General features: G+C 42.8%; 17 protein-coding genes and 1 tRNA gene. 11 read left to right on the plus strand and 7 right to left on the minus strand.

All coding sequences use genetic code 11. The features are described 5' to 3' along the window. Positions 1 to 246: 246 nt before the first annotated feature. The 7 genes from FNZ24_RS03655 to rnm all read right to left on the minus strand — a co-directional run bounded on the left by FNZ24_RS03655 (position 247) and on the right by rnm (position 5011). A tRNA-Ser gene (locus FNZ24_RS03655) sits at positions 247 to 337 on the minus strand. Between the two features lie 111 nt (positions 338 to 448). After that, positions 449 to 781 carry a hypothetical protein gene (locus FNZ24_RS03660; protein ID WP_153913070.1) on the minus strand — a complete coding sequence of 111 codons (333 nt, stop codon included), beginning with the start codon at positions 779 to 781 and terminating at the stop codon, positions 449 to 451. 235 nt (positions 782 to 1016) lie between these two features. After that, positions 1017 to 1889: a 23S rRNA pseudouridine(2605) synthase RluB gene (gene rluB / locus FNZ24_RS03665; RefSeq protein ID WP_153913071.1), complete on the minus strand. Its 873-nt coding sequence runs from the start codon at positions 1887 to 1889 to the stop codon at positions 1017 to 1019. Then, complete coding sequence (gene scpB / locus FNZ24_RS03670; protein WP_153913072.1) at positions 1890 to 2477, minus strand: SMC-Scp complex subunit ScpB; 588 nt, start codon at positions 2475 to 2477, stop codon at positions 1890 to 1892. Positions 2478 to 2509: 32 nt separating this feature from the next. Then, complete coding sequence (locus tag FNZ24_RS03675) at positions 2510 to 3298, minus strand: segregation and condensation protein A (protein WP_153913073.1); 789 nt, start codon at positions 3296 to 3298, stop codon at positions 2510 to 2512. A 235-nt stretch (positions 3299 to 3533) separates the two neighbouring features. Beyond that, entirely contained in the window at positions 3534 to 4154 is a 621-nt protein-coding gene (locus FNZ24_RS03680) for an L-threonylcarbamoyladenylate synthase (RefSeq protein WP_153913074.1), read from the minus strand. Beyond that, the gene (rnm, locus tag FNZ24_RS03685) at positions 4151 to 5011 is read right to left on the minus strand and encodes an RNase RNM (RefSeq protein WP_153913075.1); all 861 of its coding nucleotides are present in this window, start codon (positions 5009 to 5011) and stop codon (positions 4151 to 4153) included. Before rnm ends, FNZ24_RS03680 begins: the two co-directional genes overlap by 4 nt. A gap of 462 nt (positions 5012 to 5473) precedes the next feature. On the opposite strand from rnm, the gene FNZ24_RS03690 reads away from it, so the two are divergent. The 11 genes from FNZ24_RS03690 to FNZ24_RS03740 all read left to right on the plus strand — a co-directional run bounded on the left by FNZ24_RS03690 (position 5474) and on the right by FNZ24_RS03740 (position 15438). Then, positions 5474 to 7027 (plus strand): anthranilate synthase component 1, encoded by a 1554-nt coding sequence (locus FNZ24_RS03690; RefSeq protein WP_416384811.1) that lies wholly within the window; start codon positions 5474 to 5476, stop codon positions 7025 to 7027. Positions 7028 to 7053: 26 nt separating this feature from the next. Further along, entirely contained in the window at positions 7054 to 7656 is a 603-nt protein-coding gene (locus FNZ24_RS03695) for an aminodeoxychorismate/anthranilate synthase component II (RefSeq protein ID WP_153913166.1), read from the plus strand. Then, on the plus strand, positions 7656 to 8696 hold the full coding sequence (trpD, locus tag FNZ24_RS03700; protein ID WP_153913077.1) for an anthranilate phosphoribosyltransferase: 1041 nt from the start codon (positions 7656 to 7658) through the stop codon (positions 8694 to 8696). The genes FNZ24_RS03695 and trpD overlap by 1 nt, the downstream gene beginning before the upstream one ends. Next, the gene (gene trpCF / locus FNZ24_RS03705) at positions 8696 to 10156 is read left to right on the plus strand and encodes a bifunctional indole-3-glycerol-phosphate synthase TrpC/phosphoribosylanthranilate isomerase TrpF (RefSeq protein WP_153913078.1); all 1461 of its coding nucleotides are present in this window, start codon (positions 8696 to 8698) and stop codon (positions 10154 to 10156) included. Before trpD ends, trpCF begins: the two co-directional genes overlap by 1 nt. A 142-nt stretch (positions 10157 to 10298) precedes the next feature. Beyond that, a complete protein-coding gene (gene trpB / locus FNZ24_RS03710) occupies positions 10299 to 11504 on the plus strand; it encodes a tryptophan synthase subunit beta (RefSeq protein ID WP_153913079.1) in 1206 nt (401 codons plus the stop codon). A 9-nt stretch (positions 11505 to 11513) separates the two neighbouring features. Next, positions 11514 to 12323, plus strand: coding sequence for a tryptophan synthase subunit alpha (trpA, locus tag FNZ24_RS03715; protein ID WP_153913080.1), 810 nt, complete (start codon positions 11514 to 11516; stop codon positions 12321 to 12323). Positions 12324 to 12420: 97 nt separating this feature from the next. After that, positions 12421 to 12618 (plus strand): hypothetical protein, encoded by a 198-nt coding sequence (locus FNZ24_RS03720; protein ID WP_153913081.1) that lies wholly within the window; start codon positions 12421 to 12423, stop codon positions 12616 to 12618. 27 nt (positions 12619 to 12645) lie between these two features. Next, on the plus strand, positions 12646 to 13191 hold the full coding sequence (locus FNZ24_RS03725) for a septation protein A (RefSeq protein ID WP_153913082.1): 546 nt from the start codon (positions 12646 to 12648) through the stop codon (positions 13189 to 13191). 16 nt (positions 13192 to 13207) lie between these two features. Beyond that, on the plus strand, positions 13208 to 13507 hold the full coding sequence (locus FNZ24_RS03730) for a YciI family protein (RefSeq protein WP_153913083.1): 300 nt from the start codon (positions 13208 to 13210) through the stop codon (positions 13505 to 13507). After that, positions 13507 to 14316, plus strand: a complete 810-nt coding sequence (gene xthA, locus FNZ24_RS03735) for an exodeoxyribonuclease III (protein WP_153913084.1) — start codon at positions 13507 to 13509, stop codon at positions 14314 to 14316. Before FNZ24_RS03730 ends, xthA begins: the two co-directional genes overlap by 1 nt. A gap of 315 nt (positions 14317 to 14631) precedes the next feature. Next, positions 14632 to 15438, plus strand: coding sequence for a substrate-binding periplasmic protein (locus tag FNZ24_RS03740; RefSeq protein WP_153913085.1), 807 nt, complete (start codon positions 14632 to 14634; stop codon positions 15436 to 15438). Positions 15439 to 15523: the final 85 nt, after the last annotated feature.

The raw sequence follows: 15523 nt of genomic DNA on the forward strand, positions 1-15523 counted from the left end.
AGAAATTATTAGTGTGCGGCGTGCTATTTGCTTCAACAACGGCTATTGCCAGCCCGTCTGAAGGTTTTACTGATAACGTCGTTTCGCCAACGAGGCTCATCAGAAATGATGAGCCTTTCGTCTTGAATATGGTCGAGAGATAAGGGCTTGAACCCTACATCGATGAACTACAAACCTATGCTGTTTTATTTATTAATATCTAGATAGCAAAAAGCCCGCTAATAAATTAGCGGGCTTTTCTAAATATGGCGGAGAGATAGGGATTTGAACCCTAGATGGGCTACAAACCCATGCCGGTTTTCAAGACCGGTGCATTCGACCACTCTGCCATCTCTCCGAACGAGCGAAATAATAGCTATCTCCCTCGCTGGTGTAAAGTATAAATTGAAATAATTTGTTCATTTGGCTATTTGAGCAGCAACCTTGGCTTTAATGCCTAAAATTAACACTATTTATCCATTTTTACAGGGGTTAAGCCTTTTGCTCTATCTTCAACTGCATCATCTAATTCAAAGCCTGCTTGTTTCCAGGTTCCGGCTTCTTCTGGATTAAATTTCTCTTTTGACCAATCCGATGCTGACTCAACATCAAAACTTGCTTTACTCCATTGCTGGGATTGCTCGGCATTAAAACCACTTTTACTCCATGTTTGAGCTTTGGCAGCATCAAACCCAATGGCTTTCCAATCTGCTATCTCTCTTTCTGACATTCCTTTCCATGTCGGTGCTGATGCACAGCCATATAAAAGACAAGCAACCAATATGACGATTAACTTTTTCATTAAATACTCCCTTATCTGTAAGTACACGTTATTGATGAAAAAACCATCAAATTAAATATAGTTAGCGATATACACAGTTTCAAGGAAGTCACTGAAATTTTTGGCGCTAATTTTCCTGTGCTAGTTCAATTTCAGGCAATAAAAAAGGCCACCTTAAGTGACCTTAATTAAACGTAATACTGCATTCGTCAAATTGACTTTCCCAATGGGGTTTTCAAGTACATTAACGAGTGATTTAAGTACGTTGACGAGTCGTTTTAGGACGCGCTACAGCTGTTTTATGTTTACGAACAGCGCGGCGAATTTTAGCGCCTTTAACTTGAGCACGAGCAACACTGTGCTTATCGGTACCAAGCAATGTACGCGTTTCAGGCTCTAAACCAGCTAGCTGACGCAAGTAGTTAACTTGTTCCATATCAAGCTCAGTCCAACCACCACGAGGCAATGCTTTAGGTAACTCAACCATGCCGTAACGAACACGGATTAGACGGCTAACTTGTACTTCTTGCGACTCCCATAAACGACGAACCTCACGGTTACGTCCTTCTTTAAGTGTCACATGCCACCACTTGTTTAAGCCTTCGCCACCCGCAGGTTTGATACTATCAAAGTTAGCAGGGCCATCTTCAAGGGTCACACCTTTACGCAGACGTTGCACAGCAGATTCTGATACATCACCGAATGTACGAACCGCATATTCACGGTCAACTTCATTTGATGGGTGCATTAAACGGTTAGCAAGCTCACCGTCTGATGTGAATAATAATAAACCTGAAGTATTAATATCCAAACGCCCAACAGCTACCCAACGTGAATCACGTATCTTAGGTAAACGTTCGAAAACGGTGGTTCTTCCTTCAGGATCTTTACGACTACAAATCTCGCCTTCTGGCTTATGGTAAGCCAATACACGACAAATAATGTCTTCTTCAGTTTTGATCACGATGGCACGACCATCGATGCGGATTTTAGCGTCTGCTTCAACGCGATCACCTAAACTGGCAATTTCTCCGTCTACACTAATACGGCCTGCAGCAATCCATGCCTCCATCTCACGACGGGAGCCATGGCCTGCACGGGCCAAGACTTTCTGCAATTTTTCGCTCATCTAGTTCGACTCTTCTGTTTGTTGTGGTGCCATTGAAACTTTCTCAAATAGCGCCTGCAATGACTCTTCATCCGTAAGCGAGGGTAAATCCGCTAACGCTTTCAAGCCAAAATAGGATAAAAACTCTGTGGTAGTGGCATAGAGTGCTGGTCGCCCAGGAACTTCTTTATGGCCTACGGTTTTTACCCAATGTCTATCAGCTAAACTCTTTATTATGTGGCTGCTGACGGCCACACCTCTTACATGTTCAATATCACCACGGGTTACTGGTTGCTGGTAAGCAATCACCGCTAAGGTTTCTAACGTCGCACGTGAATATTTAGGGGATTTTTCTTGCCACAAAGGTTGTAAGAATTCACTTAACAACTCTTGGGTTTGAAAGCGATAACCACTAGCTACTTCAACTAGTTGTACCCCACGCTCTTGATAATCTTGTTGTAATTCGTCCAAGCAAGCTTTAATCCTTGCTCGAGACACATCAAATTTTACCAGTACTGTATCTTTTATCATTTTGATACTGAGTGGTTTTCCCATTACAAATAAACTGGCTTCGATTAACTGTTTTAATTGAATGTCATTTATTTGCATGATGTCCTTTCTCGTATCGAGTGCCACGCACTTTAAAATGCTTTAACGTAAATTGGCGCTAACGGTTCATTTTGTACTAAGTCGACTAATAGTTCTTTGACGAGCTCCATCAAAGCTAAAAAGCTCACTACCACACCCGCTTTACCTTCACTGACATCAAATAAGTCGGTAAAAGGTATAAATTGCTCGGTCGATAGTTTTGCTAAAATCTGACTCATTCGCTCGCGGGTTGAAAGCAACTCACGTTTTACATGATGATGTTCGTTTGCATCAATTCGTTTTAATACCTCAGAAAACGCCTGAGCGATATCAACTAACGATACTTCAGGAGGCATGATCACAGGCTTAATATTGGGCGCGGCTTTAGCTTGTGCTAAGTAAACATCCCGCTCCAAACGTGGCAAGCCATCTAAATCAGCTGCGGCCTGTTTGATCACTTCATAGGCTTTTAACTGGCGAATTAACACCACCCGAGGATCTTCTTCCTCTTCATCTGCAGTGACAATTTTAGGCAATAACAGACGAGATTTAATTTCCGCAAGTGTTGCTGCCATCACTAAATAGTCGGCAGCCAGCTCAATTCGCGCTTCAGTTAAAATATCAATATAGACTAAATACTGAGTGGTAATTTTTTCAATCGGCAAGTCAACAACTTCCAGTTTTTGCTTGCGAATTAAATACAATAATAAATCTAATGGCCCTTCAAATGTCTCTAAAAACACTTCAAGCGCTTCAGGCGGAATAAACAAATCTGTCGGCATTGCATCGAGTGCTTCACCGCGAACAACCGCTAAAGGTAAACTTTTTTGTATACCCTGCATTTGTTCATTCCTTAATTAAATGACTTAATATCAGATGGTTAAAACAGGCAATAACACCCTTAAAGTGTCAAACTGAATTACCTTTAACTCTGGCTATTACATCAGAACTATAGCTAGAAATTACCAAACGCGCGATTATACGCACTATTGCATAGGGTTGAAACAACTATCCGTTAAACTTGCGAGTCAAAAATAGTCCTTAATAACCTAGATGCAAGCATAAAGCCTGCAAAGCTTATTCAAATAAGCTGATATCGCCAGCACCTTCACGGACGATTTCAATATCGCCATCAGACATATCAATCACAGTGGTTTGGTTTTCAGCTAAGTATCCACCATGGATAATGGCATCGACGCTGTGCTCTAAAATATCGCGAATATGTTCAGGATCAGACTCAGCAAACTCTTCGTCTGGCATCACTAAACTAGTAGACATAATCGGTGCTTCTAATGCTTCTAGCAGTGCTAAAGCAATCAGGTTATCAGGGACACGAATACCAATGGTTTTCTTTTTGTCACACTGTAATCTGCGCGGCACTTCCTTACTGGCTTTAAAGATAAAAGTGTAAGGCCCAGGCGTGCAGCTTTTTAGTAAACGATACGCTTGGTTATCAACACGGGCAAAGTTTGCCAGTTCAGATAAGTCGCGACACATTAACGAGAAGTTATTATCGTTGTCGATTTTACGAATACGTACCATACGAGTCATGGCATCTTTTTCGCCAATCATACAGCCTAGTGCGTAACCTGAGTCAGTTGGGTAAACAATTACCCCACCTTGTTTTAGTATGTTGACCGCTTGGCTAATTAATCTTGCTTGCGGGTTTTCATCATGTATATAGAAGAATTGGCTCATGTGCGCTCCGTCCAAGATTCTGATTGCCAAACCCACTGTATGCCAGCAGGTTGGAATAAATTTTTACCTAACTCGATCCAATTACTTGGGAAGTGGAAATCACTGCCAATAGAACCCATTAAGCTATTCAAATGACTTAAAGCGACCAAGTTAGCGCGATCATCAATGCTTTGTTGACCAAGTACGACTTCCATCGCATCGCCACCTGCTTCTTTGTACTCACGTACTAACCGCTTAAGCCACTTAGCCGACAATTTATAGCCACTTGGGTGCGCTAATACAGCCACACCACCTGTTTGATGAATAATGTCGATAGCGGTTGCCATGTCACTCCAATTATTGGGCACATAACCGGTTTTTCCGCGTGCTAAATAGCGTTTAAACACACTAGGCATATCTTTAGCATAGCCGTTTTCAGCTAACCAACGCGCATAATGACCTCGGCTAATCGCCGCGCCATCAGCGTAATGTTTTGCACCTTCGTAAGCGCCTTCAATACCTGCTTTGGCTAAACGGTTACCAATTTCCAAAGCGCGCTCTTCACGTAGTTCACGTTGGCGGCTCAAAAAATCGAGTAACACAGGGTCTTGTTTATCCATGTTGAGACCAACAATATGGATATCAAAATTGTTCCAGCGAGTAGATATTTCAACACCATCAATTAATTTTAATGGTGTTTCGTGTTGCTGATTGAATTGATGCGCTTCGGCAAGTCCTGCAACAGTATCGTGATCGGTTATTGCTAACATTTGAACGCCCTTTTCAATGGCACGTTCAACAAGTTCAGAAGGAGTAAGTACGCCGTCAGATGCGGTCGTATGGCTATGAAGATCGGCCAATAGAGTGTCTGTTATCATAACGTTATTGTACTTTAATCTTTGTTGAAAAGCTTAACCCTGTAGTGATTATTTGCTACATATTCAGCAAATTGATGACGCTTTAGCCGCCATGAACAAAAAAATGCCAAATTTGAGAAATATTCAATTGACTTTAAAGGCCAGCTAAGGTCTTCTATAAGGCATACGTTAGCCAAATGCATTTTGCTAACCTTTTAGATATAAGACCTAAACTCAAGAGATTCGATTTAAATGACAAACTTTAACGCTCTAAACATCAATTGGTGGTGGCACTTCCCAAATTAACGGGTGGTGTGAAGCGTTGTAGTTATTTAAATAACACAAGATTTTACTAGAAAGCCCGCAGAGATGTGGGCTTTCTTGCTATTTACGGCTTGCACTCTTCGATATAACAAATGCATACCGAACAAGAAATAGAGTACTAAGTATGAAAAATCAACATTTTAAAGAGGCGCAATACGTATTATGAAACATCAGTTCGCCCATGTCATAACGCAAAAACAATCATTAGCGTATCACGCTGATCCATTGAGCCTTTATCAGCATGTCACCGCTAATGCGCCACATACAATGTTGCTTGAATCTGCTGAGATAGAAAGTAAAGACCATTTAAAAAGCATCGTACTGACCCACGCGGCGATGATGGTGAGATGTGATGGTTACAAGCTGACTTTCTCAGCCCTCACTGACAATGGTGCTAGCTTACTTTCACCCATTAGTGACTTCTTCAAATCAAGTGAGCAGCAACTGCAAGATAATGTATTAGTCATTAATCTTGCTAAAGCCAAGCAGCTACAAGATGAAGATGCGCGTTTAAAGTCCACATCACCGCTTGATGGTTTAAGAATGTTTGTACAACACATTCAAACTGATCAAAAAGATGCCTTCGAAGATTTGTTTTTAGGCGGTGTGCTAGCGTATGACTTAATTGATACTGTAGAACCATTACCAGAAGTGCCTAACGCTGATAATGATTGTCCTGATTACTTATTTTACCTCGCTGAAACCTTGATTCTTGTTGACCACCAACAACAGCAAGCTGAAATCATTACCCATCAGTTTTCTACTGACGCACCGTTTGCAGAAACACTGACTAAACGAGTCATAGATGTTAAACAGCAATGCCAAACATTAGCACCCGTTAAGCCTTTAGTTACTGTGGATGCTGACACTCAAGTTAACATCAGCGACGAAACCTTTAAACAAACAGTGGTTGATTTAAAAGAGCACATTGTTGCAGGTGATATTTTCCAAGTTGTGCCCTCAAGAAGTTTTAGCCTGCCATGCCCGAATACCTTAGGGGCTTATCGAGCATTACGCCTAACGAACCCAAGTCCATACATGTTTTACTTTCGCGGCCCTGATTTCACCTTATTTGGCGCATCACCTGAAAGTGCACTTAAATATGATGCTGCAAGCAATCAAGTTGAAGTGTACCCCATTGCAGGCACACGTCAGCGCGGTAAAACAGCCGATGGCATGATTGATTTTGACTTAGACAGCCGCATTGAACTTGAATTACGTCTTGATAAGAAAGAGTTGTCAGAGCATTTAATGCTGGTTGATTTAGCCCGTAACGACATTGCCCGTATTAGCCAAAGCGGAAGCCGTAAAGTGGCCGAACTTTTAAAAGTTGACCGCTACTCACACGTGATGCATTTAGTCAGTCGCGTTACAGGCCAATTGCGTGAAGACTTAGATGCACTGCATGCATATCAAGCCTGCATGAATATGGGCACCTTAGTTGGCGCACCTAAAGTCCGTGCTTCACAATTAGTTCGTGAGGCCGAACAAGCACGTCGTGGCAGTTATGGCGGCGCCGTCGGTTACGTTAACGGTTTAGGTGATATGGATACTTGTATCGTTATTCGCTCAGCATTCGTTAAAAATGATGTGGCCTTTATTCAAGCTGGCGCTGGGGTGGTGTTTGATTCAGACCCACAAGCTGAAGCCGACGAAACCCGTCAAAAAGCCCAAGCGGTAATTTCTGCCATCAAAATGGGAGGTGGATTGTAATGACGACTTCTCAGAGCACCAATAACATGAAACTGTATTTACTCGATAACTTTGACTCATTCACCTATAACCTAGTGGATCAGTTCCGCAGCTTAGGTTTTGAAGTGCTGATTTACCGAAATGACGTTAGTGCTGACTACTTAGCTGAAAAGCTTATCGCGGAATCAGGTAAAGCGGCATTAGTCCTATCACCAGGTCCTGGTGCACCTCATGAAGCAGGTTGTATGATGGAGCTTATCGGTAAAGTGGCAGGCAAAGTACCTATGCTAGGGATTTGTTTAGGTCATCAAGCCATGGTTGAGTATTACGGCGGTAAAGTCGAGCGCGCTCCTTTTGTGGTGCACGGTAAAGCCAGCCCTACTATTCATAATGGCGAAGGCGTATTTGCTAACTTGCCCTCTCCGCTTCCTGTAGCCCGTTATCACAGCTTGGTCGCCACTAAGGTGCCAGATTGTTTAGACGTGATTGCTACCACTGAAGATATGCCAATGGCGGTAATTCATCCGCAAGATAAAGCGGTAGGATTCCAGTTCCATCCAGAATCCATTTTAACCACTTTAGGTAGCACGCTATTAACCCAAACCCTGACTTACCTAACTCAATCTGAATCAAATAAAGGCGCATTATAATGTCTCAGCTTCAACCTCTATTAGACTCACTTTATCAAGGCAATGCCTTAACGCGCAGCCAAAGCGCTGAGCTATTCACTGCTATTGTTGAAGGCGAAATGGACCCCGTTGCCATGGCCGGTATGTTAGTGGCGCTTAAAATGCGCGGCGAAACCATTGAAGAAATCACAGGTGCTGCTGATGCACTTCGTCAAGCAGCTAAACCTTTTCCGCGCAGTGCTCAATCATTAGCAACTGGCGTTGTAGATATTGTGGGTACAGGCGGCGATGGTCACAACACCATTAATATCTCAACGACTGCATCTTTTGTTGCAGCTGCTGCTGGTGCAAAAGTGGCAAAACACGGCAACCGTGGCGTATCAAGTAAATCTGGCGCTTCAGATGTGTTATCTCATTGTGGTATCGGCCTGACAATGACTCCAGAAGCGGCCAGCCAATGCATTGAAGACTTTGGTTTATGTTTCTTATTTGCGCCGCATTATCACGCAGGTGTTCGCCACGCAGTACCTGTAAGGCAAGCACTTAAAACCCGCACCATTTTTAATATCTTAGGCCCGCTGATTAACCCAGCAAAACCTGAAGCTATGCTACTGGGTGTATACTCTCCAAAGCTGATTGCCCCTATCGTTAATGTATTAAACGCATTAGGTGTTAAACGCGCCATGGTGGTATACGGAAGCGGACTTGATGAAGTCGCCCTGCACGGCGAAACCCAAGTAGCTGAGCTTAACGATGGCAACATTCGCTTTTATAAATTAACCCCGCAAGAGTTAGGGGTAGAGCCTGCTGATATTTTAGCCCTTGAAGGCGGTGAGCCAAGTGATAACGCCCTTATCACTCAGGCTATTTTAAAAGGCGAAGGCAAGCCTGCCCATCGCGATGCTGTTGCCATTAACGCAGGTTGTGCGCTTTATGTCTGCGGGGTGTGTGACACAGTTCAGCAAGGCACCAAACTTGCGCTTGAAACCATCAACAGTGGTAAAGCTTTTGACGTGTTGACTAAATTGGCTGATGCAAGCCAACAAGAGGATGCAAAATAATGGCAACTATCACCAATAATACAGCTAAAGAATCTAACGTATTAACCAAGATTGTTGATACCAAAGTTGCCCATATTGCCTCACTTAAATTGCGTTACCCAGAAGCCTGCTTGCAACCTAAAATATCTGACCGCAGTTTATTTGATGCCCTTAAAGCCCCTAATGCCGGTTACATTTTTGAATGTAAAAAAGCCAGTCCATCAAAAGGGCTTATTCGCCCAGTGTTTGATGTTGAAGCCATTGCTGATATTTACGGTAAATACGCATCGGGTATTTCGGTATTAACCGATGAGCAGTTCTTCCAAGGCGATATAGATTACATTCCATTAGTGCGTGCACGTGTTAATCAGCCAATCTTATGTAAAGACTTCTTTGTTGACCCATACCAAATCAAGCTGGCCGCTCACCAAGGCGCAGATGCCGTATTGTTAATGCTGTCGGTATTGGATGACGAACAATACAAATTACTGGCTACCGAAGCCGAGAAATACAATTTAGATGCGCTAACCGAAGTCAGTAACCAAGAAGAACTTGAACGCGCAATTGATCTTAACGCGCGCATTGTGGGTATTAACAACCGCAATCTACGTGACTTAAGTACTGATTTAGCCACCACTGAAGCGCTAGCGCCGCAAATTCCAACTGACAGAGTCATTATCAGTGAATCTGGCATCTATAATAACCAACAGGTTAAGCGCTTAAATCCGTTAGTGGACGGCTACCTCGTAGGCAGCTCTATCATGGCGCAAGAGGATATTGACCTTGCTTGTCGTCAGCTGATTTTTGGCAATAACAAAGTGTGCGGTTTAACCCGCCTTGAAGACATCAAAGCAGTGACTCAAGCTGGCGCAGTGTTCGGTGGATTAATCTTCCACCCTAAATCACCTCGTAACGTGAGTGTTGAGCAAGCTGCAGCATTAGTTGAGCAAAGTCGACAAGCACTAACCGAAACAGAAGCGAAAACGGGTTTGAACTTTGTTGGTGTATTCGTCAATAAGCCTAACCCTGAAATTCTAGCGACAGTTAAGGCTGTTGGTTTAGCCGCAGTGCAGCTTCATGGCAGCGAAACCAGTGACGATATTAGTGAGCTAAAACAGTTACTGGCTGACGCTAAACTTGATTGCCAAATTTGGAAAGCGGTCAGCGTTGACAGCAGCACAAACTGTGTCGGTGATAAACCTCAAGGTTGCGATCGTTATTTATTCGACAGTAAAAACACAACAGGTTTTGGCGGCACAGGCGAGACATTTAACTGGCAAGCGTTACTCGAGACTTCTGCCATTACCAATGCAGAGCGAGAAAACAGCATGCTTGCAGGTGGGTTAACACCTGAAAACGCATTTGATGCAAACCAACAAGGTTTTTACGGTTTAGATCTCAACTCAGGTGTTGAATCCGAACCAGGCATTAAAGATGCGCAAAAGATTGCCCAAGCATTTACAGCAATCAGAAAGAATTAATCACTTTGGTGCTCAATAATCTGAGCACCAACAGTTAAACAATTGAATAAAGAACTCAATACAGAACTAAATACAGAACTAAATAAAGAATGACGAAGTAGCCAACATGGGTATTTCACAAATATTGATAAGGAAAGATCCAATGACAAAGCTTAAGCTTGACCCTTATTTCGGCGAATACGGCGGTATGTACGTACCGCAAATCCTTGTGCCAGCACTAAAGCAACTAGAAACCGCGTTTGTAGAAGCTCAAGAAGATGAAGACTTTCAAAAAGAATTTACCGAGTTACTGAAAAACTATGCAGGTCGCCCTACCGCATTAACCTTAACCCGTAACTTAAGCCCTAACCCTATGGTTAAAATCTACCTTAAGCGTGAAGATTTACTCCATGGCGGCGCGCACAAAACTAACCAAGTACTTGGTCAGGCGCTATTAGCAAAACGTATGGGTAAAAAGGAAATTATTGCAGAAACAGGCGCCGGTCAACATGGCGTTGCAACCGCATTAGCCTGTGCGTTATTAGACCTTAAATGTAAGGTTTACATGGGCGCAAAAGATGTTGAGCGTCAATCACCAAACGTATTCAGAATGAAGCTAATGGGCGCAGAGGTTATCCCTGTGACATCAGGTTCAGCAACCCTTAAAGATGCTTGTAACGAAGCGATGCGTGACTGGTCAGCAAGTTACGACAAAGCACATTACTTACTTGGCACAGCAGCAGGGCCACATCCATTCCCAACGATTGTACGTGAATTCCAGCGCATGATTGGTGAAGAAACCAAAAAGCAAATCCTTGAAAAAGAAGGTCGCTTGCCAGATGCTGTTATCGCCTGTGTAGGCGGTGGCTCAAACGCAATTGGTATGTTCGCTGACTTTATCGATGAAACTGACGTTGAGCTTATCGGCGTTGAACCCGCTGGTAAAGGCATTAATACCCCAATGCACGGCGCACCGCTTAAACACGGTAAAACCGGTATTTTCTTTGGTATGAAAGCGCCACTAATGCAAGACAGTGACGGCCAAATTGAAGAGTCATATTCAGTATCTGCAGGTCTTGATTTTCCATCTGTTGGCCCACAGCATGCTTACCTTAATGCAACAGGTCGCGCCCGTTACGAGTCAGCTACCGATGATGAAGCGCTAGAGTGTTTCCAGCTACTTGCGCGCACTGAAGGAATTATCCCAGCGCTTGAGTCAGCTCACGCGATTGCCTACGCGGTGCGTTTAGCGAAAGAAGCCACCAAGGAAACCATTTTAGTGGTTAACTTATCAGGCCGTGGCGATAAAGATATCTTCACGGTATCTGACATCTTAGAACAAAAAGCGTCAGCTGAAGCTACTAAATAAGGACTTATCATGACTAATCGTTATCAAGCAGCTTTTGACCAATTAGCGCAAAAACAACAAGGCGCATTTGTGCCGTTCGTGACCCTTGGCGACCCAACGGTTGGGATCTCGTTAAAGATCATTAAAACCTTAGTGGATAATGGCGCTGATGCGTTAGAGCTAGGTTTCCCGTTTTCAGATCCCTTAGCTGACGGCCCAGTGATTCAAGGCGCTAACTTACGTGCGTTAGATTCAGGCACCACAGTTGCCGATTGTTTCTCGCTGCTTTCACAAATACGCGAGTTATACCCTGACATGCCTATTGGCCTATTGCTGTATGCCAACTTAGTGTTCGCCAATGGCGTTGATGAGTTTTACGCAAAAGCCAAACAAGCGGGTGTGGATTCAGTATTAATTGCCGATGTGCCTGTTGAAGAGTCTGCCCCTTTTAGAGAAGCAGCCCATAAACATGGTGTGGCGCCTATTTTTATCGCGCCGCCAAATGCCGATACTGACACCATCAAAATGGTCAGTGAACATGGCCAAGGTTATACCTACTTGTTATCTCGTGCGGGTGTAACTGGCACAGAGTCAAAAGCGGGTACCCCAATTGGTGAAGTGCTTGCCAAACTTGCAGAGTTTAATGCGCCACCTCCGCTATTAGGTTTTGGTATTGCTGAGCCTAAGCAAGTTAGCGAAGCCATTAACGCGGGTGCAGCAGGCGCTATTTCAGGCTCTGCAGTGGTTAAAATCATCGAACGTAACAAAGACGATGAAAAAGCCTTACTTAACGCACTAGCTGAGTTTACCCGTAACATGAAAGCGGCGACTTATAAGTAACGACTGTTAAGTTCAAGTTTATAAACTGCAGGTCATAAATAAGCGAACAAAATAGCGGGTAAACTCCCTAAATATTAAGCTTGATTTAAGACTATCAATGCCACTCATTCGAGTGGCATTTTATTATCGTCTATATGAATTTTTATTAACCGATATTGCGTGTAAAACCATTAAACAAGCCTCTACTGCCCTTCATATCAACCCTACAGCCATGCTAGACTCTGAGCCTATTATTTCCATCATGATTAATACCCAAGCCAAGCTCAATAAGGCAAGAATGGCGATTAATCAGTAAATTGACTTATTTAGGCTGTCGCATCATATGAAACAATTGCTCGATTTTCTTCCATTGGTGATCTTTTTTGCCATATACAAGTTTTACGACATTTACACCGCAACTGGGGCATTAATTGCCGCCACTGCAGTGCAATTGATTGTCACTTACATTATGTACAAGCAAGTTGAGAAAATGCATCTCATCACCTTTGCGATGGTGACATTTTTCGGCACCTTAACCCTTATCTTCCATGACGATGCCTTTATTAAATGGAAAGTCACCATTGTTTATGCCTGTTTTGCTATCGCGCTGCTTGTAAGCCAACTAATTGGCAAGCCAATCCTAAAAAGCATGCTCGGCAAAGAGATGAAATGCCCTGACAAAATCTGGGCTAATGTCACTTGGTATTGGGTCGCATTCTTTGTTGCTTGTGGCATTGGTAATATTTATATCGCCTTTAGCCTGCCGTTAGAAACCTGGGTAAACTTTAAAGTATTTGGTTTAACCGCTCTTACCTTAGTGAATACTGTTATTACCGTTATGTACCTGTATAAACATATGGAACATGATGAATCGGAACAAATAAAATAATTCAAGGAACCTATCTATGTGGTACATGATTTCGTCACAAGATGTTGAAAACAGCTTAGAAAAGCGCATGAGTGCCCGCCCTGCTCACTTAGCAAGGTTAGAAGCTTTAGCCGCTGAAGGTCGCTTATTAGTTGCAGGTCCACACCCTGCTATTGATAACGAAAACCCAGCAGAAGCAGGGTTTACTGGTTCACTCGTGGTTGCCGAGTTTGAGTCATTAGTTGCCGCACAAGCATGGGCAGACCAAGACCCATATATCGAAGCTGGCGTATACGCCAGTGTGATTGTTAAGCCATTTAAGCGAGTACTTGTCTAATGAAAATTGTCTCATTTAACATCAATGGTATTCGTGCGCGCTTACATCAATTGCAAGCACTTATCGACAGCCACCAGCCTGACGTTATCGGCCTACAAGAAACTAAGGTACACGACGAAGCATTTCCAGTAGCAGACGTTGAAGCTATGGGTTATCACGTGCATTACCATGGCGGCAAGGCCCATTACGGTGTGGCTATGCTGTCAAAAGCTGAGCCAATCGAAATCATCAAAGGCTTTAAAGATGATGCCGAAGATGCACAGCGCCGAATGATCATGGGTAAATTCACCCAAGCAAACGGCCGCGTAATTACCGTGATGAATGGCTATTTCCCACAAGGTGAAAACATCAGCCATGAAACAAAATACCCAGCTAAGCGTAAGTTCTACCAAGATCTAATGCTGCACCTTGCTGACAACCACACCCCAGATGAAGACATCGCCATTATTGGTGACATTAACATCTCGCCAGTGGATTTAGACATTGGCATTGGTGAAGTGAACGCCAAGCGCTGGCTTAAAACCGGTAAATGTAGCTTCCAACCTGAAGAGCGTGAATGGTTGCAGCGTTTAAAAGACTGGGGCTTAGTCGATAGCTTCCGTGAATTGCACCCAGAGCGCACTGAACGTTACTCGTGGTTTGATTACCGCAGCAAAGGCTTTGTCGATAACCGCGGCCTGCGTATTGATGTGGTTATGGTCACTCAGTCATTATTACCACGCCTCACTGAATCAGATGTAGATTACGATTTACGTGGCATTGAAAAACCATCTGATCACGCGCCGATTTGGAGCTCATTCTCAGATTAGTTAAGAGTGACTAGTTGATAAGAAAGCAAATAAAACGGTAAACCCAAAGCCTAACGTTAACGCGTTAGGCTTTTTGTTTTAAGACGAAAAATAATACCTCTCAGGGTATATTTCACGCTCTTCACTTTCTTGTAAGGTTTATTAGCTACACTTAAACAAATCGTATTTATGCTACTATGTTTCATTAGGAAGTGTTTTCAATAGAAAGTGTTTTCAATAGAAAGTGTTTTCATTAGACAGTGGTTACATTAGAAGATGGCTATTTAAGTGATTTAGCTCTAAATTGAGCCACAACTTTAGAAAGGACTTTATAAGTTGAAGCATATCAAATACCCAAAAGCCTCAAAAAGTAAGCATGTATTTGTTAGCTTTTTTATCTATGCGGCGCTTATATTTACAAGTCAGTCCATAATTGCTTCTGAAGAAAAAACCATCCACTTTACGACCAGTAATAGTATTGAACCTTACTTTTTTGTTGATAAGAAAAGCGGCCTGCAATATGACTTACTCGATGCAGCTTTAACAGCCAGCAGTTTGCAACTGGGAGAAATTACCTTTGCAACCAACCTCAGGGCTTTACGACTCGTCAAAACCAAAAAAATCGACTGTATTATCAACTCTCCTTCAAATAGCGACGGATTATTTTTAACTCAAAGCTTATTAGAGTATCAAAACAGTGTTTATTTTCTTTCAAAAAACAAACTGAAAATAGATACTATTCAAGACCTTAAAAACTACTCTTTGATAGGGTTTCAAAATGCGAACCACTACTTAGGGCCAGAGTTTTCAGAGATATCAAAAACACATAAGCGTTATAATGAAATTGCGAGTCAAAAAAACCAAATATTGATGCTATTTAGCGAGCGTATTCAAGCTATTATTCTTGAACAACGGATTTTCGATTATTATCGCAACCAAATTGACAGCCGAATTAAATCACCTTATGAAGTCACCAAGGTCAAATTATTCGACCAAGCCCCTCGCTATATTGCGTGCCATGATCCCCATACCGCCATGCTAGTCAATGAGGCAATTTCGCAGTTAAAACAAACCAACTTATATCAAGATATCTTGCTTAAGGCTGAGCGGAGCTATAGCGGTGTTGCTGCGTTAACAAAGTAACTCGCACATTTAAGGCTAATCACAACAACACTAATAGCAACACTGGTAGTTACTCTGGTAGTTACACTGGTAATTGCACTGGTTG

The sequence above is a fragment of the Shewanella sp. TC10 genome, from assembly GCF_009663145.1.
Taxonomy (GTDB): domain Bacteria; phylum Pseudomonadota; class Gammaproteobacteria; order Enterobacterales; family Shewanellaceae; genus Shewanella.